The sequence below is a fragment of the Dactylosporangium sp. NPDC049525 genome, from assembly GCF_040676755.1.
Taxonomy (GTDB): Bacteria; Actinomycetota; Actinomycetes; order Mycobacteriales; family Micromonosporaceae; genus Dactylosporangium.
In genome coordinates, this window is the sequence record NZ_JBFAPO010000034.1 from 33,918 (window position 1) to 59,302 (window position 25,385).

A 25,385-nucleotide genomic window follows, 5' to 3' on the forward strand; every position below is an offset into this window, starting at 1 on the left:
GGTGCTCAGCGGGCGGTGTCAGCCCTTCGTGGCGGTGTCGAGGCCGGCGCAGATCTGCTGCGGCGTCGACTTTCCGTACGCGCCGGTCAGGACCTGGATGATGCGGTCGGACGCGGAGCCGATCCAGACGTCGGGCAGCACCGCGTAGTCCACCGTGGCGTCCAGCCCGAGCGACTGGGACAGCAGCGGGTTCGTGGCGTACGTGGCGAAGTCGCCGGTGGTCGGCGGCAGGATGCCGGAGTCCTTGACGAAGTCACCGACGGCCGTGTCGGCGTAGAACTTCGTCACGAGCTTGCGCAGGTTGTCGATCCGGTCCTTCTCCGCGCCGCGCTTCGTGATCATGAAACCGACGCCGGTGAAGCCCCGGAACGCCGTGGGCTTCTTGAACGTCGCGCCGCTCGGGATCGGGAACCCGCCGAGGGTGGTGTGCTTGTCGATCCCCGTGCCGGACGCGGTGGACTCGGTGTACGCCCACGAGCCGGCCGGCATGATCGCCGCCTTGCCGCCGTAGTAGGACGCGTACATGTTGTCGGCGTTGAGCCCGGCGGCGTTGTCGACGAACACCCCGGCGTCGCGGAGCTGGGTGAACAGCTTGATGCCCTCGAGGACCGACGGCGTGGCGCAGTAGCCGCCCTTCTGCATGACGCCCTGCATCGCCTTGGCGTCGGTGTAGGACTGCGCGATCTGGTAGAAGAACTTCTGGCCGGTCCAGTCGTTGCCGCCGACGGCGAGCGGCGCGACACCCGCGGCGCGCAGCTTCCCGGCCGCGGCGATGAGCTCGTCCGTGGTCGCCGGGATCTTGTCGACACCGGCCTTCTTCAGCAGGTCGGTGTTGTACCACAGCGGCCAGCTGAACCCGGAGAACGGCAGGCCCTGCAGCTTGTCGCCGGCCCGCCACTCGTTGAGCGCGGCGGGCTTGATCTTGTCGGCCAGGCCCCAGTCCTTGAGGTACTGGTCGGCCGGCACGGTGACGCCGGCGTCGAGCCAGCCGAGTGTCTTGTCGAACAGGTTGACGATGACGAGGTCGGGCGACTTGCCCGCGGCCACGGCGTTCTCGACCTGGTCGTCGATGGTCTCGAGACCCTCGGTGACGTTGACCTTGATGCCGGTCTCCGCGGTGAACGCCTCGAAGACCCGGTTCTGGGCGGCCGCCGCCGAGTTGCCGGCCGACCAGCGGGTGACGACGTCGATGGAGTCGGGTGCTGCCGCTTCGTCGGAGCCGCAGGCGACGAGGGCGGGGCTGAGGGCGAGGGCGCTGAAGACGAACGCGGCCACGGCGCGCACGGCCCGTGGCCTGGTGCGGTGGTCCATGGGGATTCCTTTACATCTCGGGCAGGGGAGGGTGACAGCGCATCGAACTGCCGACCGGCGCTGTTTGCCGCAGGGGGAGGGGTGTCCCGGGAAGTGCTCGACACAGCGTCGCCGACGCCACGTCCGAAGTCAACAACAAAGATTTTTAATCTATGAACCTATGAGTGCTGCGCCGACACGGTCCGGCGGGACCCGGTCACCGGCTGGAGTGGCGGACCGTCAGCCGCGCCGGCGCGGCCCGCACGGTGCGCGGCGCCGCCCCGGACAATGCCTCGGCCAGGGTGTGTCCGACCAGCTCGCCCAGCTCCTGCACGTCATGGCTGACGGCGCTGAGCGACGGCACCGCCAGCTGGCACAGCGCCGAGTCGTCCCAGGCGACGAGGGACAGGTCGGCGGGCACCGCGATGCCGAGGCGGGCGGCCTCGTGCAGGGCGCCGAGCGCCATGACGTCGTTGTCGAAGACCAGCGCGGTGGGCCGCCGGTCGAGCGCCGCGAGGGCGGTGACCGCCCGGACGCCCGCGGCCTCGGAGTAGTCGCCGTCGAACGGCGTGGTGCGGATGCCGTGCTCGGCCGCGACCGCCTCGAACGTGCGGCGCCGGATGATGGTGTGCGCCATCTGCGCCGGCCCGCCGACGTGGCCCAGGTGCGTGTGACCTGCCGCGGCCAGCTCGACGACGACGTCGCGCATGGCGACCTCGTCCTGCGTCCACACCGTCGGCAGCCCCTCGGCCGTGACCGGGTCGCCGATGACGACGCTGGGCAGGCCCAGCCGCTTGACCAGGGCCACCCGCTCGTCGCCGGGCAGCAGGTCGATCAGGATGACCCCCTGCACCTGGCCGTACTGCGCCCAGGCCCGCATCCGCTCGACGGCCTGCGGCACCGTGGCCACGACCTGCAGCAGCACCGGCACGCCGAGCGGGACCAGGACGCGCTCCATACCGGCGATGAACTCGTGGAAGAACGGCTCGGCACCGAGGACCTCCGCGTCGCGCACGAGAGCGAGGCCGACCGGCGTGCCCTGCTGCGGTCGGGCCGTCGCAGCGGGTACCGCGGCCATTGCGTCCTCCTCGTGGGTTAATCTTCGTCCCCGTAACGTAGTCGTGCGACAGCGTACGGCGAGACGAGAGGCGGTTGCGCGTGGCGCGACGGGAGTCTGCGGCCGCAGGACCCGGTAGCCGCGCGCTCATCGTGGACCTGATCCGGTCCTCCGGGCCGATCAGCCGGGTCGAGCTGGTCAACGCGACCGGCCTGACCCAGCCGACGATCTCGAACATCGTGCGCCGGCTCATCGACGACGGTGTCGTGCGCGAGACCGGAGACACGGTCGCCACCCGCGGCAAGCCCCGCGCCATGCTGATCATCAACTCCCGCGCCGCCTACGGCGTGGGGATCCACGTGGGTGCGGACACGCTGACCTGCGTGGTGACGGACACCCGCGGCGGCACCGTCGGCCGCCAGCTGGTCGCCGCCGCCGAGGACGGCCGGCCGGAGAGCGTGGCCGCCCGGCTCGCGACGCTGTACCACGACGTCACCCACGGCCTCGGCCTGCCGCCGCAGAGCGTGGCCGGCATGGCCGTGGTCGGGCCGGGGCCGGTCGACGTGGCGCGGGGGCGGTTCCTCGCACTGCCGGGCCTGCAACGCCCGGCCGGGCTCGACCTCGCCCATGCCCTGACCGGCCGGCTCGGGGTGCCGGTGCTGGTCGACAGCGACGCGGCGGCGGCGACCGTCGGGGAGTTCTGGGGGCGGCAGGTGTCGCGCGAGCGCACCTTCGGCTGCCTGTACATGAACTCGGGCATCGGCTCCGGCGTCGTGCTCGACGGCGCGCTGCACCGGGGGGCGAGTTCCAACGCCGGGAAGCTCGGCCACATCGCGGTGGTCCGCGACGGCGAGCAGTGCCACTGCGGCAACCGGGGGTGCCTGGAGCAGTACGCCGCGCCGCGGGTGCTCGTCGCGCGGGCCCGGACCATCCGGGGACTGGCCGACCGCCTGCGGATCCGGGCCGAGGATCCCGACGCGCGGGCCTTCGACGTGCTCGCCCGCGCCGCGATCTACGGCGACGAGCAGGCCCGCGCGCTCATCGACGAGTCGGCGGCGATGCTCGCGGAGGGCGCGGTGGCCCTGGCGAACCTGTGGGACATCGACACGCTCGTGCTGGCCGGGCCCGGGTTCGCCGTCGCCGGGTCGATCTACGTCACCGAGATCCGCCGCCGGCTCGCGCAGCGGGCGTTCGCGCGCGACGTGCACGACGTGCGGGTCGACCTGTCCAGCAACCCGCGGGACTCCGCGGCGATCGGCGGCGCCGCGCTGGTGCTGCAGGGATCCGTCGCGCCCGGGCACGGCCCGCAGGTCGGCGCCCGGCTCTAGCGCGATCCGGCCGGTGCGGCTACGGTGCTCAGATCGGCCACCGCCACCGGTTGACGGACGAACTCGACCACGCATAGATTAAAAATCTAACTTAGTGCGGGACACCCTGGGTCATCGGCGGCCCAGCGGTCCTCTCCCGGCCGAATCCGCCACGGCCGGGCACCCGCTCGCATCCCACCCCACCGCCTGAGTCCTCGCCAGGCGTGCCACGCCATGTCATCGTCGCTGCCCACTGTGACCGGCGATCACGTTGGGAATCCGCCACCGCAAAGGACCCCCGCCTTGACACACAGCAGGACACCCAGCAGGACCCGCAGAGCCACGCGGGCACTGTGCGCCGCCGGCGCCGTGCTCGCGATCGCGACGGTAACGGCGATCGTGGCGCCCATGATCCCGGCGAACGCCGCCGGCCGCGCCATCCACGTCGCGAAGAACGGCAACGACGCCAACGCCGGCACGCAGGCCGCGCCGTACCTGACCATCAACCGCGCCGCGCAGGAAGCGCAGCCCGGCGACACGGTGCTCGTCCACGCCGGGCTCTACCGGGAGACGGTCAAGCCGGCCCGCGGCGGCACGGGCGAGACGGCCCGCATCACCTACACCAAGGCCGGCGACGGTGAGGTCGTCGTCAAGGGCTCCGAGGAGATCAACAACTGGGTGCGCGGCACCGGCAACGTCTGGAGCGTCACGCTGCCCAACACGTTCTTCGGCGCCTACAACCCGTACGCGACCGGGCACCCGCAGGGCGGCGGGGGCGGCTTCTTCCCCGGCTACAACGCCGGCGACGTTTACCTCGACGAGCAGGCATACCTGGAGAAGCCCGCGCTCAGCGACGTGCAGGCCGCGGGTGGCACCTGGTATTCGCAGGTGGCCGGGAGCAACACGACGATCTGGGCGAACTTCAACGGCCAGGACCCGAACGCCAGGCTGGGCGAGATCAACGCGCGCCGGCAGATCTTCGCCCCGGACGCGTGGGGCCTGGGCTACATCACCGTCGACGGCCTCACCGTGAAGCACGCGGCCAACACCTACTCCGACTTCCCGGACAGCCCGACGCGGCGGCAGGCCGGCGCCATCAGCGTCAACGGCGGCCTGCGCTGGATCATCCAGAACAACATCGTGATCAACGCGCGCACCATCGGCATCGACATCGGCCTCGGCAACGACGAGTGGGCGGGCAACCGGCCGGGCACCACCCGGACGAGCTTCCGCGACACCAGCAAGTACGGCTCGCACATCGTGCGCAACAACTACATCGGCAAGTCCGGTCAGTCGGGCATCGCCGGCGTCTTCTCCTGGAACTCCGACATTCTGTACAACATGATCGAGGACACCAACTACCGCAACGAGTTCAGCGGCGCGGAGACGGCCCCGATCAAGGTGCACTACATGAACGAGGGCCTCATCAAGGGCAACTACGTCAAGAACTCCCGCGGCGGCAACTCCGCCGGCATCTGGACCGACTGGGGCAACCAGAACGTCCGGATCACCGGCAACATCGTCATGAACAGCCCGTGGGGCTACTACGCCGAGGCCGTGCACGGCCCGATCCTGGTGGACAACAACGTCTTCATCGGCAACAGCGACATCCGCACGCTGGACGCCACCGGCATTGTCTTCGCCAACAACCTGTTCATCGACAACGGCAGGTTCGCCATCGACGGCGGCGGCCGGGACGCCTACTACTTCCAGCCGGGCACGATGAACGAGTCGACCGCGCTGACCTCGCCGCAGAAGGACTTCTGGTACAACAACCTGGTCCAGGGCTCGACCCTGCCGGACAACGCGACCGGCAAGACGCACGTGAAGGAAGGCAACTTCACCGGCGTCGTGTCCAACGTGCAGTACACCGCCACCAACACCTCGATGCAGCTCAACTTCAACCTCAACGCCACCGGCATCAGCGGGCTGACCCCGGTGACGAAGGCCCGCGTCGGCACCATCCCGCGCGCCAACGAGAGCATCGCCGCCGACGTCACCACCGATTTCTTCGGCGCCGCGATCAACACCGGCAACGTCATGGCCGGCCCGTTCGCCGGCGCGCGCAACGGCGCCAACACCTTCACCCTGTGGCCGCCGGCCGGTCAGACCGTGCCGAAGCCGCCGGCGCCCCCGGTCGGCACGCCGGTGAACCTGTCGCGGAACGCGGCCGCCCGCGCCACCGCGTCCTACCAGGACGGCACGCTCGTCGCCGCGAACGCCATCGACGGCAACACGGCGTCGCGGTGGTCCAGTGACCACAGCAACGACAACAACGCCTGGCTGCAGGTCGACCTGGGCGCCACCTACAGCGTCACCTCGGCGACGCTGCAATGGGAGGCCGCGTACGCCAGGGGATACAAGGTGCAGGTGTCCGACAACGGGACCCAGTGGACGGACGTGTACTCGACCACCACCGGTGACGGGGGTGCCGACACCGTGACGATCGGCCGGAACACCCGGTACGTGCGGATGCAGGGCGTCACTCCGAACACGCAGTGGGGCTACTCGCTGTGGGAGTTCGAGGTGTACGGCACCGCGACCAGCCCGACCGGCGGCCCGACGTTCTACGCCAACGCGGACTACAGCGGGACCGGGGCGACCCTCGGCACCGGCAACTACGACCTGCCGCAGCTGCAGGCTGCGGGCATCGCCAACGACACCGTCTCCTCGATCAGGGTGCCGAGCGGCTACCAGGTCACCGCCTACGCCGACGCCGGCTTCGCAGGCACCGCCTGGACGTTCACGGCCGACACCCCGAACCTCCTCACCACGGGCAACAACGACGCCATCTCCTCGCTGCGCATCACCACCCGGTGACCCTGACCGCCATCAGGAAAGGAACCCCATGAGACACAGCGCGAAACGGGCCCGGGTAGCCCGGCGCCTGCTCGGCGTCGCCCTCGCCGTACTGATCCTCGGCACGGCCGCGGTGCGGCTGCCGGCCGCCCTCGCCGACACGCCGGTCAACCTCTCCCGCAACGCCGCCGCCCGGGCCACCGCGTCCTACCAGGACGGCACGCTCGTCGCCCCGAACGCCATCGACGGCAACGCCGCCACCCGGTGGTCCAGTGACCACAGCAACGACAACAACGCCTGGATCTCCGTGGATCTCGGCGCCGCCTACGCGGTGACCACCGCGGTCCTGTCCTGGGAGGCCGCGTACGCGCGGGCGTACAAGGTGCAGGTGTCCGACAACGGGACCCAGTGGACGGACGTGTTCTCGACCACCACCGGCGACGGCGGTGCCGACACGGTGACGATCGGCCGGAACACCCGGTACGTGCGGATGCAGGGCGTCACTCCGAACACGCAGTGGGGCTACTCGCTGTGGGAGTTCGAGGTCTGGGGCACCGGTGACAGCACCCAACCGCCGCCCCCGCTGGGCGGCGCCCCGGCGGTCGCGACGTCGAACACCTATCCGCAGACCTACGGCGACTGGGCGAACGGTCTGCTGGCCGGCAACGGCAAGCAGGGCGTCATCGTGTTCGGCAACCCGCGCAACGAGACCGTCGTGTTCAACGACAAGCGGTTCTTCATGGCGCGGTCGGAGTCCCGCCCGCACCGCACGTTCAACACCGTCAGTGCGGGCAACATCAACACGATCCGGGACCAGCTGATCGCCGGGCAGTACCAGCAGGCGAACCAGCTCGCCGCCGACGTCCAGGGTTACGGCGGCGGCGGTGAGGGCAGCAAGCACCCGGGCTTCAAGATGACCATGCAGATGCCCGACGCCGGCACGGTGCGCAACTACGTCCGCTCCACCGACTACGCCAACGGCGTGGTCTCGGTGAAGTGGACCGACGACAAGGGCAACTGGCAGCGCGACGCGTTCGTGTCGCGGACCGACGGGGTCACGGCGCAGTACATGGCCGCGCCGAGCGGGCAGCGGGTGAACGTGACGCTCGGCCTGTCGATCGACGCGGGCATGAACCTGACGACCAAGGGCGTCACCTACACCAACAACTCCAACGTGAACTTCCTCAACCTGCGCGCGAAGTATCCCAACGGCTCCTACAATGCCGGCTATGAGGGCGTCACGCGCATCGTGACCGACGGCACGAAGACGATGTCCGGCACGAACGTCGTGGTGTCCAACGCGACCTACGTGACGCTGCTGTCGCTGACCCAGCGGTACAACGGCACCTACAACGGCGGTGTCACGGCCGAGACGGAGTGGAACCGGCAGCTGCTGCAGTCGCAGCTGAACGGGATCAACGACAGCTACCAGACGCTGCTGAACCGGCACACGAGCAAGCACCGCGAGATCTTCGGCCGGGTCAACATCGACTTCGGCGCCAGCGCCACGGACCGCGCCAAGCCGACCGAACAGCTGCTGGCCGAGCAGAAGAACTCCTCGACGCCGAGCGCGGCGCTGTACGAGCGGATGTTCTACGCCGGCCGCTACCACCTGCTCGGGTCGAGCAACGACACCGCGGCACCGGACCTGCTGGGCAACTGGACCGGAGACAGCAACGTCGGCTGGGACGGCTACTACCACCTCGACGCGAACCTCAACCTGCAGATCTCCGGCGGCAACGTCGGCAACATGCCCGAGGCCATGGCCGGGTACTTCTACCTGAACCAGCAGTGGCAGGCCGACTTCCGCACCAACGCCCGCAAGCTGCTCGGCACCCGGGGCATGCTCACCGGCGGCAACACGCCGAACGAGGAAGGCCTCATCTCCAATATCAACTTCGATTATCCGTACCAGTACGTCACCGGCGGCGAGTCGTGGCTGCTGCAGCCGTTCTGGGAGTACTACCAGGTCACCGGTGACACCACCTTCCTGGCCAACAAGTACTACCCGCTGATCCGGGACATGGGCGACTTCTACGAGGACTTCCTCGTCAAGAAGGACGGCAACGGCAAGTACATCTTCGCCGGGTCCATCTCGCCGGAGAACCGCCCGCCGAACGGGGTGCCGCTGGCCGTCAACTCGGTGTACGACATCTCCGGCGCGCGGTTCGCGCTGTCGACGCTCATCCAGACCAGCCAAACCCTCGGCCGCGACGCCGACAAGATCCCGGTCTGGCAGGAGAAGCTCAACAACCTGCCGCCGTACCTCATCAACAACGACGGTGCGCTGGCCGAGTGGGCCTGGCCGGGCCTGGCCAACCAGAACCAGTACCAGCACCGGCACTCCAGCGGCCTCATGCCGGTCTGGCCGTACCGCGAGGTCACCCCGGAGACCAACCTGGCGCAGTACAACGCGGCCCGCGTGTTCCTGCAGAAGAAGGACCAGGGCAGCTACGAGAACGCCGGGCACGGCCTGCTGCACGGGGCGTTGATCGCCGCCGACCTCAACAACGCCGACTCGGTCAACGCGAAGCTGCTGCGCTTCGCCAAGGACGACTACTACTACTCCAGCATGGCCACGTCCCACTACAACAACCACGGCGTGTTCGCCACCGACGTCGTCAACTCCGTGCCCACGATCATGATGGAGATGGCGGCCGCCACCAAGCCCGGCACGATCGAGCTGCTGCCGGCGATGCCCGCGGGCCTGTCGCGGGGCTCCATCAACGGCATGCTGGGCAAGGGTCAGTTCACCATCAACAACCTGACCTGGGACAACAACGCCCGCACGATCAAGGTCACGCTGACGTCGAAGACGAACCAGAACCTGACGATGATCCAGCGCAAGGGCATCGCCTCGATCACCACCGACGGCAGCGCCGTGCAGAGCTCGCCGCTGGGCAACATTGCCCGCGTCGTGCCGCTGCAGGCCGGCCGGGCGACCACCCTCACCATCACCACCACCGCGGGCCGGACCAACCTGGCGCTCGGCAAGACCGCGACGGCGTCGTCGCAGTCCAACGCGGATCAGACCGCCGCGAAGGCGGTCGACGGCGACGCGGCGTCGCGCTGGGCGGCCGGCCAGGACGCGAACGCCTGGATCCAGGTGGATCTCGGCGGCACGTTCAACCTCAGCGAGGTCGACCTGCTGTGGGAGGCGTCGTATGCGAGAGGATACAAACTGCAGGCGTCCACTGACGGCTCATCCTGGCGGGACATGTACACCACGACCACCGGCGCCGGTGGCACCGAGAAGATAACCGTCAGCGGCCAGGCCAGATACGTCCGGATGCAAGGCACCCAACTGTCCGGGCAATGGGGCTATTCGCTGTACGAGCTACAGGTGTACTAGCGGTACAGCTCGGCGACCGCCAACGCCGCGGCCCGCATCGCCGTCCGGACCTCCGCCGGACTCGTCACCTCGACCCGGGTGCCGAGTCCGAGGAGGACGCCGACGGCGTGCGGGACCGCGGCGAAGGTGAGCCGGACGGTCGTCGAGGTGCCGTCGTCGTCGTGCAGGTGGCGGGCGAGCAGCCGGCGGACCATCGCGACCGCGTCCGGGGCGGCGGTGACGACGACCGGCAGGTCGCGGGGGCGCACCTCGACCCGGTCACGCAGCCGGGCCCACGCGGCCTCCAGGTCGAACCCGGCGGGCAGTTCCGCCGGGTGCGGCAGCACCGTGCAGGCGTGCACGCGCGACACCCGTACCAACGCCGGTTCTGTCGTCACCAGATACCAGGTCCCGGCCTTCGCGACCAGACCGGCCGGGCTGACGGTGCGCCGCTCGCGGCGGCCGTCGCTGCCCTGGTAGTCGAGGTCCAGCCGGCGGCCGCGCAGCAGCCCGTCATGGATCAGCGGCAGCAGCGGCACCGCCTCGCCGGCCCGCATCCACGGGTCGACGTCCACGATCACATGCCGGCGACCCTGGGTGATCCCGCCGCGCAGCGCCTGCCCGCCCGCGCCGATGATCTTCTCGATGGCGGAGTCGAGCGCGTCGCCGAGGCCGAGCTCACCGGCGAGCCGGGACTGGCCGACGGCGAGACCGGCACCCTCGGCGCGGCTGAGGTTCGCCAGGCCCGACCGGTACGTGTCCAGCAGCCGGATGCCGCCGAAGCGGCCGCGCTCGGTGTACACCGGAATCCCCGCCGCGCTGAGCGCCTCGACGTCGCGCAGGACGGTGCGCACGGAGACGCCGAGCCGGTCGGCGAGCTCCGGGGCGGCCGCGTCCGGCCGGGCCTGCAGCAGCAGGACCAGCGACAACAGGCGATCGGCGCGCACCAGGCCGAGTTTATCCGTCAAACATGACAGAGGGTGTCCTGTTTGACCGGCGACAGTGCAGGCATGGACGCACACATCACCGGCCCGTATGACCTGGAACGCCAGAACGAGTACTTCGGCGGCTGGACCCAGCCCGCCGGCGACGCCCGCACCATCGTCATGGCGTTCCCGGTCGAGGGCTGGACCCACTCCGCCGCCGTGCTGCTGCGACAGACCGCACCCGACACCGTCACCGGCGAGGTGCAGGGCCCCGCGGCGGCGTGGCAGCAGGCACTCGCCGTGCTGTCCCTCGACGCCGACGGCAGCGGCTGGCCGCAGGTCGGCGAGCGCGACCCGGTCATCGGCGCGTTGCAGCGGCAGCATGCGTTCCTGCGCCCGGTGCTGTTCCACTCGCCCTACGAGGCGGCCTGCGCGTTCATCATCGCCCACCGGCTGCGCATCGAGCAGGGCCGCGCGATCCGGCAGCGGATGGCCCGCGCCTACGGCGAGTCGTTCGAGATCGGCGGCACCACCGTGCACGCGTTCCCCCCGCCGCAGCAGCTGCTGCGCATCACCGAGTTCCCCGGCATCAACGAGGAGAAGGTGACCCGCCTGCACGGCATCGCGGCCGCCGCCCTGGACGGCCGCCTCGACCGGGCCCGGCTGCGCAGCCTGCCGGTGCCGGAGGCCCTGGCGGACGTGAAGCGGCTGCGCGGCGTCGGGGACTTCTTCGCCGTCGCCATCGTGATGCGCGGCGCCGGCCTGGTCGACGCGCTGCCCGGCGACGAGCTGTCCAGGGCCGGCATGCAGCGCTGGTACGACCTGCCGGCCCTCCCGTCCGACGCCGAGGTGGCCCGGTTGACGCAGGCGTGGCGCCCGTATCGCATGTGGGGCTCGGTCCTCATGCACGCCTCGGAACGCCGGGCCCGCGCGGCGGCCTAGCGCGCGCTTCTCTATGTATATAGAGTTAACGGGTGACCCGAGCCAGACAACCATCCCCGCAGACCGCGGCCGTGCTGCGCGCCCTCGCCGCGGACCCCACGCGGTGGCGCTACGGCTATGAGCTCGGCCAGGAGGTCGGGCTCAAGGCCGGCTCGCTCTACCCGATCCTCATCAGGCTCTCCGACCGGAGCCTGCTCGAGGCGTCGTGGGAGACCGATCCGCCGCAGGGCCGGCCACCCCGGCACCTGTACCGGCTGACCAGCGCCGGCCTGGAGCTGGCCGCGGCACTCGCACCCGCGGCGGCGCCGGCCCGGCAGCTGCGCACCGAGCCGCGAGCTGCCTGGTGAGCGCCGACCTGCTGCTGGCCGTCGTGGCCCGGCTGCTGCCACCCGGCCGCCGCGACTGGGGCCGGGCGATGCGCGCCGAGACCGCCGCCGTGCCACCCGGCCGTGAGCGGTGGATGCACGCCCTCGGCTGCGCCAGCACCGTCCTGGCGCAGCCCGCGGTGCTGCGGACCATCGGCTATCCGCTCGCGGCCCTGGCGGTGCTCGCCGGGGTGCTGCAGTGGTCGGCGAGCATTGCGTACGCCCCGCTGCGGTGGGGGCTGGTCGGACTCATCGCGCTGCTGCACGTGGTGGCCCTGGTGGGCCGCCGGCCCGGCGTGCTCGGCCCGGTCGGCGACGGCCGGGCCGCCCGCGCCGTCCGAGCCGGCGGATGCCTGTTCATCGCCGTGATGACGGCGTCGTTCGTGGCCCGGCTGGGCACGCACGGGCCGCCGGACGAGCAGGCCCGCTTCGGGGTACCGATCTTCGCCGTGTTCCTGACCAGCTACCTGATCGGGCTGCTCGCCTTCACCGCCCGCCGGACCGCGGTGACCGGCCGCGCCCTCGCCACGGGCGTCGCCGCCTCGCTCGCCGCGGCCGGCATCTGGGTGGCGTGCCAGTTCGTGTTCCCGCCGGTGCCGGCGAATGTCGGCGGTGCCGTCTTCACCATCGGCTGCGGCGTCGCCGCCGTCATCCTGGTGCTGTCCCGCGCCGGCCGCCGCCGGGACACGCTGCTCGCCGCGTTGTCCGTGAGCATGCTCGCCCCGCTGCTGGTCTTCACCGGCGTCGTGCTGGTGTCCAGCTACGGCCCGGCCCGCCTGATCCCGGCGCTGGTGCCGGCCGCGCTGACCCCCGCGGACCGCCTCGCCAACAGCCGCATCGAGATCCAGGACCCGTATGTCGCCATGCTGTTCCTGGCCTGCCTGGCCGCGGTCGTCCTGGCCGTCGCGAGCCTCGTCGCCGGGCGCCGCGTCCACGACCGGACCGCCACCCGCTAGGCTGCCCCCCGTGCTGATCTTCGGTTGGGGTTGGCGGGTGAAGCACCTGCGCACGTTGACCCTGCGCTGCCCGCACTGCGGCAACACGGTCGCCCACCCGCTGTACAAGCGCGTGTTGAAGCTGTCGCTGTTCTTCGTGCCCCTGATCCCGCTGCGGGTCAAGCACACGGTCCAGTGCACCGCGTGCGGCACCGAACGCGACGCCGACCCGGCCCTCCTCGGCTAGACCACCGCCTTCAGCCGCATCCGGCGGCCGGAATGTGGAGGCGACCCGCGAACGGCGCGGACGCCGGGAAAGCGTCCGCGCCGCCGCACGCCTCAGGTCACCCGGTGCGCAGTGACGCGCCGAGTGCGTTGTTGATCGTCCGTGCGGATGAGAACAACACCCAGTCGCTGCACCAGTTGGCGCCGCCGTCGTGCACGCCGGTGCAGTTCTGCCAGCCGCCCTGCAGGCCCTGGATCATGCCGGTCGCCCGGACCTGACCGGCGCCGCCGAGGGTGAAGACGGGGCCGCCGCTGTCACCCTGAATGTTGGAGATGCCGTTGTTGACCTGGTGGCCGCGGATCGTGCAGATGTTGCCGAATCCCATGCCGTCGTTGAACAGCACGCACATGGTGCCGACCTGGATACCGCAATGCACGCCGGAGTTTCCGCCGCTGGTGCAGACCGAGTCGCCGGAGCTGACGTCGCCGTATCCGATAACCGTCTTCTTGTAGCCGGAACTGTCGTTCCACGCGCCGTCGAACATCCAGTAGAAGCCACTGGTGGTCATCACCCGGGCCGCTCCGTCGGAGGAGTTCACCAGGCCGTCACCGTAGCCGGCGCTGCCGTCGCGGGCCCGGTAGTCGTGCCGCCAGCAGTGCCGGGCGGTGGTGGTCCGGTAGACCCCGTTGAGCAGGATCCCCCAGCCCGTCGAACAGGTCGTGCCGCTGCTCGGAGACAGCATGTACCCACCGGCGTTGAACGCCGCCGTGTCGTTGGAGCGGGTCGCGACCGACGGCCTGATCGTGCCGTCCGCGCCGCCGACCGAGACGTCGACACCGATCTGCGCGGACAGCGCCTTGGCCGTCACCGCCTGGGCGTTGGCCAGCGCGCTGCTCGGCACGCCGGTGTGGCTGCCGCGGACCACGACGCCGTCGAAGTCGGGGTCCAGGGTGGCGACGGACGTCACCGAGAATCCCTGCAATGCGCCCTTTCCGGCGCTGCTCGACACCGCCTGGGCGGCGTCGATCAGGTGCTGCCGGGTGAATTTGCGCTGCCGGACGGTCACCGCGATGCCGCGGCTTTTCGCCTCGGCAAGGATGGCCTGCTGGAATGCGCTGACCGGCCCTGCCCACAGGATTGTCGTGGCCAGGTTCTTCGCGTCGTTCACCGACTCGACGTAGCCGCTGCTCTCCACGCCGGGTTGGGTGATGATCCAGGACTTCAATGCCATCAGGCGTTCCTGGCGCCCGGCCAGATCGGCCTGGACCAGCTGGTCACTCGCGCCGGCGGACGCGGACGTGCCGACCGGTGATTCGTCGGCCGCGGCCGGTGTGGCGGAGGTGATGAGCAGTGCACCCACCATCAGTGTTGCGCTTGCGATGAGTCTGTTTCGGCGGTTCATCCAGTTCCCCTCAGACGTGATGGACCCGCCGGCGACACCGGCAATCGCAGAGGCTGGCGACGTGATCATTCGACACCGTTGATGCCCATGCAGAAATGTGCCGCCGGAATCGGCGCGCGCGCACTTCTGTCCCCGTTGTTGGATCACCCGTCGGTGTCCAGGACATGACGAGCGTATATGTCTTCGACATTCCTCGTTGTCCCGCAAAGCGAGCATCTGAATAAAAGGCAGGCCCACTGATAGCGGCCGATTTCAGCACGGACGCCGGCAAAGCGCGCGAGGCGCAGGAAAAGGCGCGGCCTCCCGCGGCCTCCCCGCGGTCTACCGGCGGCCGGACGGGGAGACCCGGGCGACGGCGAGCAGGAGCAGGCCGCAGCCGGCGACGAGGAACCAGCCGGGCCGCGACGCCTGCGCGAGCCCGGCCGGCCCGGCCCCGGCGACCAGGCCGCCGGCGATCGCCACGCCGATCGCCGCGCCGAACTGGCGGGCCGTGGAGGTGATGCCGCCGGCGACCCCGGCCCGGTCCGCCGGCAGCCCGGCGACCGCGGTGTTGGTGATCGGGGCGTTCGCGAAGCCGATGCCGGCCCCGATGCACAGATACGCCGCCAGCAGCACCGCCAGGCCGGTGTGGTCGGTGAGGCGCACCAGGCACAGCCCGCCGGCGGCCGCGAAACCGCCGGCGAGCAGCAGCGGCAGCCGCGGGCCGAACCGCCCGACCAGGAACCCGGACAGCGGCGCGCACACCGTGGCGGCGACGGCCATCGGCAGCGTGACGAGGCCCGCGGCGGCCGGGGTCAGGCCCCGGGCGTGCTGCAGGTACAGGGTGCTCAGCAGCAGCGTCACGTTGAGGCCGGCGAACACGACGACCGCGCCGAGCACCGCGGCGGTGAACGGGGCGCGCCGGAACAGCCGCAGGTCCATGAGCGGTTCGCGGCGCCGCATCGAGGTGAGCACGAAACCCGCCAGCGCGACGGCGACGAAGGCGTAGCCGGCGGGGGAGTCCCAGCCGACGTGCGGGCCCTCGATGAGCAGCGCCACCGATCCACCGACGAACGCGATCAGCAGCAGCTGCCCCGGCACGTCGATGGCTCGCGGCCGTGGCGACCTGGACTCCGGGACGTACACCGCGGTGAGTGCCAGTACCGCGACGATCAGCGGCACGCTGACCCAGAACACGGACCGCCAGCCGAGACCCGACACGAGCAGGCCGCCGGTGACGGGGCCGAGCGCCATGCTGGCGCCGAACACGGCGGCCCAGACGCCGATCGCCTGGGCGCGTTCCTTCGGGTCGGTGATGACGTTGACCACGATCGCGAGGGCGACCGGGCTCAGCATCGACCCGCCGACACCCTGCAGGACCCGCGCCGCGATGAGCGTCTCGATGGAGGGCGCGACCGCGCACGCCACCGACGCGACCGCGAACACGACGAGCCCCAGCTGGAACACGCGCCGCCGGCCGAAGCGGTCGGCGACCGCACCGGAGGAGATCAGCAGGCCGGCCAGGACGAGGGTGTAGGCGTCGACCGTCCATTCCAGGCCGCGCGTGCCGACGCCCAGGCCCGCGCCGATCGACGGCAGCGCCACGTTGACGATCGTCGTGTCGAGCCCGACCACGAACAGGCTCATGGAGCAGATGGCCAGCACCAGCCAGCGGTGCCGGGTGGGCCTGGGCGCTTCACGGAGCAGGGTATCCATGCCGACGATCGTCACGGGCAATCCCGCCGAACCCGCAGAGAATTTGCCAGAACTGCAAAAATGGCGGAGTGGACGACGACGTGGCGCGGCTCATCAACGACATCGGCCCGCGGCTGCGGGCGTTGCGCCGCACGCGGGGCCTGACCCTCGAGGCGCTGTCCGCCGAGACCGGCATCTCCGTCAGCGCGCTGTCGCGCCTCGAGGCCGGCCGGCGCCGCCCGACGCTCGACCTGCTGCTGCCGCTGGCAAAGGCGCATCACGTGGCCCTCGACCAGCTCGTCGCGGCACCGGCGACGGGTGATCCCCGCGTACACCTCAAACCCCGGCGCAACCGCAAGGGCAGCGTTGTCGTGGCGTTGACCCGGTATCCCGGACCGGTGCAGGTGTTCAAGCAGGTGCTCGGCCCGAGCGAGCCGCAGCTGGTCACCCACGCCGGCTATGAGTGGCTCTACGTCCTGGCCGGCGAGCTGCGGCTCATCCTCGGCGAGCAGGAGCTGACGCTGCGCCCCGGGGAGGTAGCGGAGTTCGAGACGAACATCCCGCACTGGTTCGGCCCCGCGGGCGAACAGGCGGTGGAGATCCTGCACCTGTTCGGCCCGCAGGGCGAGAAGGCTCAGGTCAGAGCCCGCCCGCGGTCAGCGTGACTGGTAGGTCCACAGCTCCGCCATCAGGCCGTCGACGAGCCGGACCAGCCAGACGAGGTTGCCCGGGCCGCCATCGGCCGGTTGCCCGACGGAGCCGACCACGGCGACCAGGTCGTCGTCGCCCAGGATGCTGTGCACGGTGAACTGCAGGTCCGGGCGGGCGGCCCGGACGGCTTGGACGGACTGCTGCACGCCGGCCACGCCGGCGACCTCCGGGTGGGCGTGATCGACCCAGTCGGGGTGCAGGATCTCGGCGGCGACGGCGACGTCGCCGGTGTTCCACATGTCGAAGTAGCGTGCGACCACTTTGGCGTTGCTCATCGAGGGATCCCCGTTCCTGATGACATCGATCGGCGCAGTGCCCGACCAGCTTGCCACGCTACTTGTGTTCGCCGGGTTTGCCGGGCGCGCGGCGCCCGGCCGCAGGTCTCCAGCGTGCCCGCAGCACTTGTGAGCGCGGCAAGCATGCTGAAACGGTGATGCCCGGCGGAGACGGCTCCACCGGGCATCACGGACGAACTGGTCAGGCGGCGACCGGCTGGGCCCTCACCACGGTGGACGTGCGCTCGCTGCGTTCGGTGAGATAACCGAACAGCAGGCCGAGCGTGGCCCACGTGACCGCCTGCGTGCCCAGCGACGCCAGGCGGAACTGCCACAGCAGGACCGGGGCGAACCCTTCCGGCACCTCGTTGACCGCCGGCAGCAGGGCGATCGCGACACCGACGACGACGGCGGCGCCGACGACCCCGGCGATCGTCGCGTTCCAGGTGCCGTAGCGCGGCTGCAACGACCGGCTGACGACGATCGCGCCGACGACCGCGGCCACCCCGATGACGAGCATCAGGAAGTACAGGCCGGTGCGGTGCTGGAGCGTGTCGGGGTTGCCGGTGGCCGGCGGGTTGGCCGGGTACTTCAGGAACGGCACGAGGGCCACTCCGACGAACCCGGCGAGGGCGACGATGCCGGCGGTGGCGCGGGCGCTGATCCGGCCGATGCGACCGATGGTGACCGCGACGGCGATGGCGAACAGGCCACCGAGCGCGACCCCGTACACGATCGAGGCGGTGGCCAGGCCGACGGTGCTCTGCACGGTCCGGCTGACCAGCTCGTGCTCGTGCTCACCGGGCGCCAGGGGCGCGGCGTGGGCCTCCTCGAACGCGATCGCGTCGTTGATCGGGCCCTCACCGAACAGATAGGCGAACAGGAACGCGGCGACGCCGGCGACCACGCCGACGATCATCCCGCGCACCAGCAGGCTACGGGCATGCAACATCTGGGTTCCCCGTCTCAGTGGCAGGGGAAGCCGAGCAGGTGCCGGCCGTCGTGGACGAACTCGTGCACGGTCTCACCGGCGAAGACCGAGGTGATGCCCTGCTCGGCACCGACGAAGTAGAGCAGGACGACGGCGAGCACGACGCCGAACGCCGCCCACGGCAGGAGCTGCCGCAGCGGGATCGGGGCGGGTGCCGTGACCGGGGTGGTGGGAAGAGCCGAGATCGAGCTCATCAGATGCAGCCTCCTGCGGGATTTTCGCGTCCCATCGAGCGTTGTCGTGACAGTGGCCGGGTCTGACTCCCACGGGTGGTGGTTACAGCGGCGCGACCGTGCCGGGCTTGCACCGGCTTCCGTTCACCGTCACGTTTCGTTTCGGACGGTACGGACGGCGTACCAGCGTGTCAATCGACGCGCTGATCAGCGGCCCGCCGCGGGGCGACCTGCGCCGCAGCTCAGGGCGCGGGCAACCGCCGGGTGCGCAATCTCTCAGGTGATCAACTTCTCGGCCCGGCGCAGGGGGTCGGTGAGCTGACCGCCGCCACGGCACTGTGCCAGGATCGGCCGATGGGTGGTGCACGAGCAGTCTGGGACGCACACGCGGCGACGTTCGACGACGAGGCGGACCACGGCCTGCGCGACCCCGCCGTCCGCGCCGCGTGGGCGACCCTGCTGTCGGCCGCGCTGCCCGCCGCGCCCGTGTCGGTGGTCGACCTCGGCTGCGGGACGGGCAGCGTCTCGGTCCTCCTGGCCGAGGCCGGGCACCGGGTGTACGGCCTGGACGCCTCGGCCGGGATGCTCGACGTCGCGCGGGACAAGGCCGGGCGGCACGGCGTCACGGTGCCGCTGGTCCTCGGCGACGCGGCCGACCCGCCGTTCGCGGCCGCGTCCTTCGACGTGGTCCTCGCCCGGCACGTGCTGTGGGCGCTGCCCGATCCTGCCGCCGTGCTGGCCCGCTGGTCCGCTCTGCTGCGGCCGCGAGGCCGGCTGGTCCTGGTCGAAGGGCGCTGGTCGACCGGTGCGGGGATCTCCGCCGCCGACTGCGCGTCCCTGGTGCGCCGCAACGGCCGGGAGGCGGAGGTGCTGGCGCTGCGCGACGACGCGCTGTGGGGCAAGACGGTCACCGACGAGCGGTACCTGCTGCTCAGCCGCGGCTGAGCCCGGCGACGGCGCTGAAGGGCAGCAGCCACGCCTGGCTCTGGTTCAATGCCATGGGTGATCGACGGGCGAGCTCGGAGCGGCCCGCCAGGCCGCGGGCGCGTGACCGCTCTACCTTGTCGTGCTGGCCAGTCAGCGGACCCGGGCGTGGTCCGGCGTCAGCGTCGGCCGCGGGGCGCTCGGCTCGTAGCGCAGGGTCGGTTCCCCGCACGCATCGCCGGACGGTGATCCGGTGCGGATGCCCGCAGTGACAACCCGCGATATCGTCGGCGCGTGGGCATGCTGATGGAGTACTTTGCCGCGACCGGCGAAGAGCTGGCGGCGATGGACCTCGGCCTCGGCCCGGCGTGCAACGACCTGCCGTATGTCGACTGCCGGGGCTGGGTGCTGGAGGTCGAGGAGTTCGTCGCCGAGATCGACGGGCGGGACGTGAGCGAGTTCGGTCCGGACGAGCCCCTGGTCGACGGTGTCGACACCATCGACGCCGAGCGCCTGGGTCCGTGGACGGTGCGGGCCAACGACGCGTTCGTCGCCAGCCTGGTCCGCCTGCAGGAGGAGCAGATCCAGGCCTACGGGGACCGGTTCCTGCTGGAGGACTGGGAGGTCGACCGGCTCGTCGCCCTCGCCTGTCTCGCGCAGGAGGCCCGCGAGGAGGGCCGTGACATCTACTCCTGGTGGTCGCTGTAGTCCGTGACCAGCAGCGTCCACAGGATGTCGCGGACGTGCGGCGGCAGCCGGTTGCCGAGCATCCGCCGGCGGATCAGGATGAAGCCGTGCGGATCCCGGTGCGCGCCGGTGCGCAGGTAGTGCACCGCCCGCAGGGCCTGCTCGCACGAGGTGGGGTCCGGCCACTCGTGGTCCGGCTTCGCGCGGATCGCCGCCTCGGCGCTCGCGGTGCGCTCGTCGACGCGGTCGATGAGCGCATACTCGCTGCGGTCGTTGGGCCAGGTCTGGGCCCGCAGGTCGATGTTGCAGAAGGCGACGTCGACGAGGTCGGCGCCGCTGAAGTCGTTGCCGCGCCACCGGTTGCCCGGCCGGTCCGGGTCGGTGGACCAGCCTTCGGGGGCACCGTAGAACGTGCTGTGCCACACCCGCCCGTGGAACACGCAGTCGATGAACTCCGTGGAGTCCACCCGCAGGTCGCGCAGCCGCGCCTGGTCGAAGCGGCAGCGTTCGAAGCGGGTGTTGCCGAGGTACGTGTTACCCAGCGGAAACCGCGTCCGCCGGAACACGCAGTCCACGAAATGGGTCTGCCCCTGGTGCCCGACGCTGAACTTCCCGAATGACGTCTCGGTGAAGTCGCACCGCAGGAATGTCCCGCCGTATGCGCCGAATGTGTCGAACGTCTGACCTGAGAAGTCGACGTCAGCCAATTCCACATGACGGTGTTCCACTCGTAGCAGATCCACCATTGGACCGTATCAGCGTTGTGCGACAGGTACATTACGCCGCCGGGAACCAGTCGTGGCGGGACCGGCGGGCGGGATCCGATCCGGGCCGAATGCGCGGTTGTCCGCGTTGCCGACCGTTGCGGACGCATTCAGCGCAATTGTTGCCGCAGCGCGTCGAGCGGGCCGTCCCAGTCGCGGGCGAGGGCGGCGAGGAACTGCTGCGCCACCTTCATCGACGCCGAGTCCAGCCGGTAGCGGACCCGGCGCCGCTCACCCGGCTCGGCCACCACCAGGCCCGCCTCGGCGAGCAGGGCGAGGTGCTTGGCAATGGCCTGCCGGGTGATCGGCAACCGGCCGGCCAGGTGCGTGGCGGTGGCCGGCCCCCCGGCCGCGAGCGCGGCGAGGATCCCTCGCCGGCTCGGGTCGGCCAGGGCGGCGAAGACCTCCTGCGCCACCGCCTCCGGGTCAGGCCTGTCCATCGAGGTATGCGACCAGCTCGCCGAGCTCGCTGAGCCAGCCCTTGGTGTTGCCGTCGAACGCCGTGGAGTGGGCCTCGGCGTCGGCGACCTGCGCGAACCCGCTCTCCACCATCGTCAGCGTGGTGCCGGCGCCGTCGGGCTCAAGGGTGAACTCCACGTAGGTGCGCCGCGGGTCGCCGTCGGGCAGGCCGTTGACGGGCCAGCTGTAGCCGAAGACGCGGGGTGGCTCGAGGCGTTTGATGGTGAGGGTGGCGGTGTCGCCGCTGTCCCAGATGAGCGTTGCCTGGCCGCCGACGCGCAGGTCGACCTCGGCGCGGTTGCCGAACCAGGTGCCGAGACCCTCGGCGGTGGTCAGCGCCGCCCAGACCTTCTCCGGCGGGTGGGCCAGCTGCAGTGTGCGTTCGATCCGATCGGGGAACGTCATGTCCGCCTCCATATAGCAACCGTTCAGTTGCTACCAACGTATAGCAATCAACCGGTTGCGTCAACTGTCGGCTGGGGAGGGGGCGGCGTGCGGCGGCCGCCGCCCCCTCGTCGGTGGGGTCAGCTCACCGGCTCGACCCAGATGTTGCGGTAGAACACGTTCGCACCCGCGTCGCCGTGGTCCTGGAGGCGGATCTTGCCGGCGGTCGGGCCCTCGGCGGCGCCGTTGCCGGTCGGGCCGTCGATGGCGACGTTGTTGTGCACGGTGACGCCGTTCCACACGACGGTGACCCGGGCGTTCTCCGTCTTGGTGCCGGATGCGTTGAACCGGGCCGCGCGGAAGGTCACGTCGTAGGTCTGCCACGTCTCCGGGGCGGTGGCGGCGTTGCTCGTCGCCGCGACCTTGTTGTAGATCGACGCGCAGGTGTCGATGCCGGGAGCGGAGGCGACCCCGAACGAGTCGAGCACCTGCAGCTCGTAGCGGTCCTGCAGGTAGATGCCGCTGTTGGCCCTGGCCTGGCCGGTGACGTTGCCCGGCAGGTTCGGCAGCCAGAACTCGATGTGCAGCTTGAAGTCGCCGAAGCTCTCCTTGCTGCGGATGTCGCCGCCGAGGACCTCGACGCCGCCGTTACCGAGGGGCCACGTCACCGCGGCGCCGCCGGCGCCCTCGAAGTTGTTCATGTTCGAACCGTCGAACAGCACGGTGCGGTTGGTGCCGGTGGTGCTGTACGCCTCGAACTCGTAGATCCGGGCGGCCCCGTTGCCGTCACTGGCCGGTGTGGTGACGTTGAGCCGAAGGTACCGGGCCTGGGTGGTGGCGAAGTTGTGCGTTGTGGTGCCGGCGGTGTTGGCGGTGACGGTCGCGACCGTCGTCCAGGTGGTGCCGTTGGTGCTGGTCTGCAGGTTGAAGTCGCGGGTGTTCCAGGCGGCGTTCTCCCCGCCGGCGCTGGCGTGCTTGAGCACGACCCGGCTCACGTCCTGGCTGGCGCCGAGGTCGACCTGCATCCACTTGGTGGCGCCGGTCGAGCACCACTTGTCGGCGTTGCCGCCGGAGACGCTGCCGTTGACCGCCTTCGCCGGGGTCTCCGTCGTGGCGCAGGAGCTGTCGGCGGTCGCGGTCTTGTTCAGCGCGAGGTTACCGGTGGGCGGCGCGGTGCCGCCGTACACCTCGAAATCGTAGATCCGGGCGGCCGTGTTGCCGTCACTGGCGGGCGTGGTGACGTTGAGCCGTACGTATCTGGCCTGCGTCGCGGCGATGGTGTGGGTGGTCGTGCTGGCGGTGTTGGCGGTGACGGTGGCGACCGTCGTCCATGCGGTGCCGTTGGTGCTGACCTGGATGTTGAAGTCGCGGGTGTTCCAGGCGGTGTTCTCCCCGCCGGTGCCCGCGTGCTGCACGACGAACTTGCTGACGCTCTGCGTCGAGCCGAGGTCGACCTGCAGCCACTTGGTGGCGCCCTGCGAGCACCACTTGTCCAGGTTGCCGTTGGTGGTGGTGCCGTTGACGGCGCGGGCCGCCTTCTCCGACGTCGAGCAGTTGCTGTCGGAGGTGGCCGGCTTGCCCAGGGCCAGGTTGACCGGCGGGATCTGGCCGGGGATGGCGTTGAGCGTGTACCAGACCTCGGTGCTCCACAGCGACTGGCCGTTGGCGGCGGCGAACGGCTTGGGGGAGCGGATGTGCACGACCCGGCCGGCCTTGAGACCGTTGATGACCAGGGTGACCTTCTTGCCGTCGGCGGACAGGGTCGCCGAGGACACCGTCAGCGTCTCCTCGTCGATCTTCGGGCCGCCGTAGGCGGCGGTCGGCACGTAGCGCCACTGCTTCACCCGGTACTTGGTGGCCAGGGCGGTGGCGGTGGCGGCCGACAGCGGCTGGGTGTATTCGATCTCGAACCCGTTCGGCGTGGCCCGGGTGTTGAGCATGTCGAAGGTGTTGCCGCCGTTCGGGGTCAGCTTCTGCAGGCCGTAGGTGAGCTTGCCGGTCTGGCCCCAGTTGCCGCCAGCGCCGAGGCCGCCGACGTAGATGGCGCCGTCCGGGCCGAGCCCGACCTCGGAGATGCCGGCCTCGAGGCCCTGGGTCATCCGGTACAGCGCGCCCTGGTACTCGCCGTTGACCTTCTCCACGTTGGCCCGCTGCAGGCCGCCGTAGGTGACGTCACCGATGAGGAACTGCCCGGCGTAGATGCCGCTGGGCATGTACAGCGGCGTGCTCGGCGAGTTGCCGATCTCGTTCTGCGGCAGCCACAGCACCGGCTGGGTCACCGGGGCGTCGTCGAACAGGGCCTGCGGGTTGAGGTAGTGGTTGAAGAAGCGGCCCTGCTTGATGTGCAGCAGCTTCGACGACGGCTGGTAGCCGCCCTGGTTGTCGGTGACGAAGATGCCGCCCTCCGGGCCCCAGCCGATGCCGTGCGGGGTGCGCAGGCCGCCGGCGACGTAGGTGAACGTGCCGTCCGCCGGGTTGATCTTGATGGTGGTGCCGCGGTTGACCACACCCTGTGGGTTCGTGGTGGCGCCGCCGTAGTCGATCGACACCGACAGGTTCAGGTAGAAGAAGCCGTCCTGGTACAGCAGGCCGAACGCGAAGGAGTGGAAGTTGCCGTCGAACGGCATGGTCGCGACGGTCTGGTACTGGTCGGCGACCTCGTCGCCGTTGGTGTCGACCAGGCGGGTGAGCCGCTGCTTCTCCGAGACGTAGACGACGCCGTTGACGATCTTCAGACCCATCGGCTCCTTGAGGTTGCTGCCGATGCGCTTCGTGGTGACGTTGCCGGGTGAGGTGGCCCCGCCGGTGTTGCCGAGGATCCACACCTCGCCGGCCTGCGACGTGCCGGACTGGTCGTTGCCGCCCCAGGTGCAGATGACCAGGCGGCCGTCGGGCAGCCAGTCCATGCCGGTGACCTTCGGCTGGAAGCTGCTGTTCGGGCGCAGGTCCGTCAGCGTGAAGTTCGGGTTCACCGAGGTCAGCGGCAGCCCGTCGCCGGGGGAGTCGCCGGCCGTCTCGCACTCCTTGCGCCCGGGCGCGGTCACCCGCACGACCCCGGCGTCGGTGCTGAGCACCGAGTTGGGCACCGTCACGAACGAGGTCGAGCCCGGCGGCTGCCACTGCAGCGTCAGTTGCTGCCCGCCGCCGGCCTCGAAGAAGTCGATGCGCAGCGCGTGATACCCGGTGGTGAGCTGGATGGCGCCGTCCTTGGCGGTCGCGCCGTGCAACCCGTCGTGATTGATGACAACGTTGTCATCAACAAGAAGACGCGAGCCGTCGTCGCTGATGAGCCGGAACGTGTAGTTGCCGGCGGTCGCGATGTTGATGTTGCCGAGGGCCTGGGTGAGGAAGTTGTCCTCCAGGCCGAACTGGGCCGAGGTCGTCCAGTCGATCGTCGGCATGAGCTTGTCGACGTTGGGCGTCTGCGCGGCCTTCAGCGTGCAGATGCTGCTCAGCGGGGTCTGCAGGTCGAAGGTGCGCAGGGTGATGCCGGGCTCCTGCGGCGGTGGCGCGGCGGACGCACTCGTCGCGGGCAGCATCAGTGCGGTGGCCACGAGGGTGGAGGCGAGCGCACCTACGATCGGGATGCGCGTGCGCCGGGGCGGGACGGACACGGTTCCTCCAGGGGGAGAGCGGGATGCTCCGCCGGAGGTACGCCCGCCGTTGGGCACGGCGTGCGCGGACAACCGGCGGGCATCGCTGTCGATGTCCTGCGGGTTGCCTGGCACGCCGATGCCTGGCGCGGCCAATCTACGAGGCTTTC

General features: G+C 70.5%; 23 protein-coding genes and 1 riboswitch. Of the genes, 11 read left to right on the forward strand and 12 right to left on the reverse strand.

The window, feature by feature from the left end; translation table 11 throughout:
• Window positions 1-18: 18 nt before the first annotated feature.
• Entirely contained in the window at window positions 19-1,311 is a 1,293-nt protein-coding gene (locus AB0K00_RS36315) for an extracellular solute-binding protein (RefSeq protein ID WP_363530224.1), read from the reverse strand.
• A gap of 196 nt (window positions 1,312-1,507) precedes the next feature.
• Window positions 1,508-2,368 carry a substrate-binding domain-containing protein gene (locus AB0K00_RS36320; protein WP_363530227.1) on the reverse strand — a complete coding sequence of 287 codons (861 nt, stop codon included), beginning with the start codon at window positions 2,366-2,368 and terminating at the stop codon, window positions 1,508-1,510.
• Between the two features lie 131 nt (window positions 2,369-2,499).
• Between AB0K00_RS36320 and AB0K00_RS36325 the strand changes: the two genes are divergently transcribed.
• From AB0K00_RS36325 to AB0K00_RS36335, 3 genes are all read left to right on the forward strand, one after another.
• Window positions 2,500-3,675, forward strand: a complete 1,176-nt coding sequence (locus tag AB0K00_RS36325; protein WP_363530230.1) for an ROK family transcriptional regulator — start codon at window positions 2,500-2,502, stop codon at window positions 3,673-3,675.
• A gap of 282 nt (window positions 3,676-3,957) precedes the next feature.
• Window positions 3,958-6,474 carry a discoidin domain-containing protein gene (locus AB0K00_RS36330; RefSeq protein ID WP_363530233.1) on the forward strand — a complete coding sequence of 839 codons (2,517 nt, stop codon included), beginning with the start codon at window positions 3,958-3,960 and terminating at the stop codon, window positions 6,472-6,474.
• A 28-nt stretch (window positions 6,475-6,502) separates the two neighbouring features.
• Window positions 6,503-9,805, forward strand: a complete 3,303-nt coding sequence (locus AB0K00_RS36335) for a discoidin domain-containing protein (RefSeq protein WP_363530236.1) — start codon at window positions 6,503-6,505, stop codon at window positions 9,803-9,805.
• On the opposite strand, the gene AB0K00_RS36340 is transcribed toward AB0K00_RS36335, so the two are convergent.
• On the reverse strand, window positions 9,802-10,731 hold the full coding sequence (locus AB0K00_RS36340) for a WYL domain-containing protein (protein ID WP_363530238.1): 930 nt from the start codon (window positions 10,729-10,731) through the stop codon (window positions 9,802-9,804). The genes AB0K00_RS36335 and AB0K00_RS36340 overlap by 4 nt on opposite strands.
• A 63-nt stretch (window positions 10,732-10,794) precedes the next feature.
• Here AB0K00_RS36340 and AB0K00_RS36345 point away from each other — a divergent pair, with 63 nt between their 5' ends.
• The 4 genes from AB0K00_RS36345 to AB0K00_RS36360 are packed head-to-tail and all read left to right on the forward strand — an operon-like array spanning window position 10,795 to window position 13,199.
• Window positions 10,795-11,652: a hypothetical protein gene (locus AB0K00_RS36345; RefSeq protein ID WP_363530241.1), complete on the forward strand. Its 858-nt coding sequence runs from the start codon at window positions 10,795-10,797 to the stop codon at window positions 11,650-11,652.
• A gap of 32 nt (window positions 11,653-11,684) precedes the next feature.
• The gene (locus AB0K00_RS36350) at window positions 11,685-11,999 is read left to right on the forward strand and encodes a helix-turn-helix transcriptional regulator (RefSeq protein ID WP_363530244.1); all 315 of its coding nucleotides are present in this window, start codon (window positions 11,685-11,687) and stop codon (window positions 11,997-11,999) included.
• Window positions 11,996-12,973 (forward strand): hypothetical protein, encoded by a 978-nt coding sequence (locus AB0K00_RS36355; RefSeq protein WP_363530247.1) that lies wholly within the window; start codon window positions 11,996-11,998, stop codon window positions 12,971-12,973. Before AB0K00_RS36350 ends, AB0K00_RS36355 begins: the two co-directional genes overlap by 4 nt.
• Before the next feature lie 10 nt (window positions 12,974-12,983).
• Window positions 12,984-13,199, forward strand: coding sequence for a zinc-ribbon domain-containing protein (locus AB0K00_RS36360; RefSeq protein WP_363530250.1), 216 nt, complete (start codon window positions 12,984-12,986; stop codon window positions 13,197-13,199).
• A gap of 97 nt (window positions 13,200-13,296) precedes the next feature.
• Here the strand turns inward: AB0K00_RS36360 and AB0K00_RS36365 are convergent, their stop codons facing one another.
• Window positions 13,297-14,541, reverse strand: a complete 1,245-nt coding sequence (locus AB0K00_RS36365) for a hypothetical protein (protein ID WP_363530253.1) — start codon at window positions 14,539-14,541, stop codon at window positions 13,297-13,299.
• Window positions 14,542-14,901: 360 nt separating this feature from the next.
• Window positions 14,902-16,275 (reverse strand): MFS transporter, encoded by a 1,374-nt coding sequence (locus AB0K00_RS36370; protein WP_363530256.1) that lies wholly within the window; start codon window positions 16,273-16,275, stop codon window positions 14,902-14,904.
• A gap of 68 nt (window positions 16,276-16,343) precedes the next feature.
• On the opposite strand from AB0K00_RS36370, the gene AB0K00_RS36375 reads away from it, so the two are divergent.
• Entirely contained in the window at window positions 16,344-16,919 is a 576-nt protein-coding gene (locus AB0K00_RS36375) for an XRE family transcriptional regulator (protein ID WP_363530260.1), read from the forward strand.
• Here the strand turns inward: AB0K00_RS36375 and AB0K00_RS36380 are convergent.
• The 3 genes from AB0K00_RS36380 to AB0K00_RS36390 form a co-directional block, all read right to left on the reverse strand.
• Complete coding sequence (locus AB0K00_RS36380; RefSeq protein WP_363530263.1) at window positions 16,911-17,240, reverse strand: nuclear transport factor 2 family protein; 330 nt, start codon at window positions 17,238-17,240, stop codon at window positions 16,911-16,913. The two genes, AB0K00_RS36375 and AB0K00_RS36380, sit on opposite strands and share 9 nt — an antisense overlap.
• Window positions 17,241-17,442: 202 nt before the next feature.
• Window positions 17,443-18,192 (reverse strand): CbtA family protein, encoded by a 750-nt coding sequence (locus AB0K00_RS36385; protein ID WP_363530266.1) that lies wholly within the window; start codon window positions 18,190-18,192, stop codon window positions 17,443-17,445.
• A 14-nt stretch (window positions 18,193-18,206) separates the two neighbouring features.
• Window positions 18,207-18,425: a CbtB domain-containing protein gene (locus AB0K00_RS36390; protein WP_363530269.1), complete on the reverse strand. Its 219-nt coding sequence runs from the start codon at window positions 18,423-18,425 to the stop codon at window positions 18,207-18,209.
• Window positions 18,426-18,464: 39 nt separating this feature from the next.
• Window positions 18,465-18,596: riboswitch (cobalamin riboswitch) on the reverse strand.
• Between the two features lie 162 nt (window positions 18,597-18,758).
• On the opposite strand from AB0K00_RS36390, the gene AB0K00_RS36395 reads away from it, so the two are divergent.
• Window positions 18,759-19,349 carry a class I SAM-dependent methyltransferase gene (locus tag AB0K00_RS36395; protein WP_363530272.1) on the forward strand — a complete coding sequence of 197 codons (591 nt, stop codon included), beginning with the start codon at window positions 18,759-18,761 and terminating at the stop codon, window positions 19,347-19,349.
• 273 nt (window positions 19,350-19,622) lie between these two features.
• Window positions 19,623-20,036, forward strand: coding sequence for a hypothetical protein (locus tag AB0K00_RS36400; protein WP_363530275.1), 414 nt, complete (start codon window positions 19,623-19,625; stop codon window positions 20,034-20,036).
• Here the strand turns inward: AB0K00_RS36400 and AB0K00_RS36405 are convergent.
• Window positions 20,015-20,482, reverse strand: a complete 468-nt coding sequence (locus tag AB0K00_RS36405; RefSeq protein ID WP_363530278.1) for a hypothetical protein — start codon at window positions 20,480-20,482, stop codon at window positions 20,015-20,017. The genes AB0K00_RS36400 and AB0K00_RS36405 overlap by 22 nt on opposite strands.
• Between AB0K00_RS36405 and AB0K00_RS36410 the strand changes: the two genes are divergently transcribed.
• On the forward strand, window positions 20,463-20,699 hold the full coding sequence (locus AB0K00_RS36410) for a hypothetical protein (RefSeq protein ID WP_363530280.1): 237 nt from the start codon (window positions 20,463-20,465) through the stop codon (window positions 20,697-20,699). The two genes, AB0K00_RS36405 and AB0K00_RS36410, sit on opposite strands and share 20 nt — an antisense overlap.
• Window positions 20,700-20,889: 190 nt before the next feature.
• Here the strand turns inward: AB0K00_RS36410 and AB0K00_RS36415 are convergent, their stop codons facing one another.
• From AB0K00_RS36415 to AB0K00_RS36425, 3 genes are all read right to left on the reverse strand, one after another.
• The gene (locus tag AB0K00_RS36415) at window positions 20,890-21,219 is read right to left on the reverse strand and encodes a metalloregulator ArsR/SmtB family transcription factor (RefSeq protein WP_363530283.1); all 330 of its coding nucleotides are present in this window, start codon (window positions 21,217-21,219) and stop codon (window positions 20,890-20,892) included.
• Window positions 21,206-21,643, reverse strand: a complete 438-nt coding sequence (locus tag AB0K00_RS36420; protein ID WP_363530286.1) for an SRPBCC domain-containing protein — start codon at window positions 21,641-21,643, stop codon at window positions 21,206-21,208. Before AB0K00_RS36420 ends, AB0K00_RS36415 begins: the two co-directional genes overlap by 14 nt.
• Window positions 21,644-21,762: 119 nt before the next feature.
• A complete protein-coding gene (locus tag AB0K00_RS36425) occupies window positions 21,763-25,236 on the reverse strand; it encodes a discoidin domain-containing protein (RefSeq protein ID WP_363530289.1) in 3,474 nt (1,157 codons plus the stop codon).
• Between the last annotated feature and the right edge of the window lie 149 nt (window positions 25,237-25,385).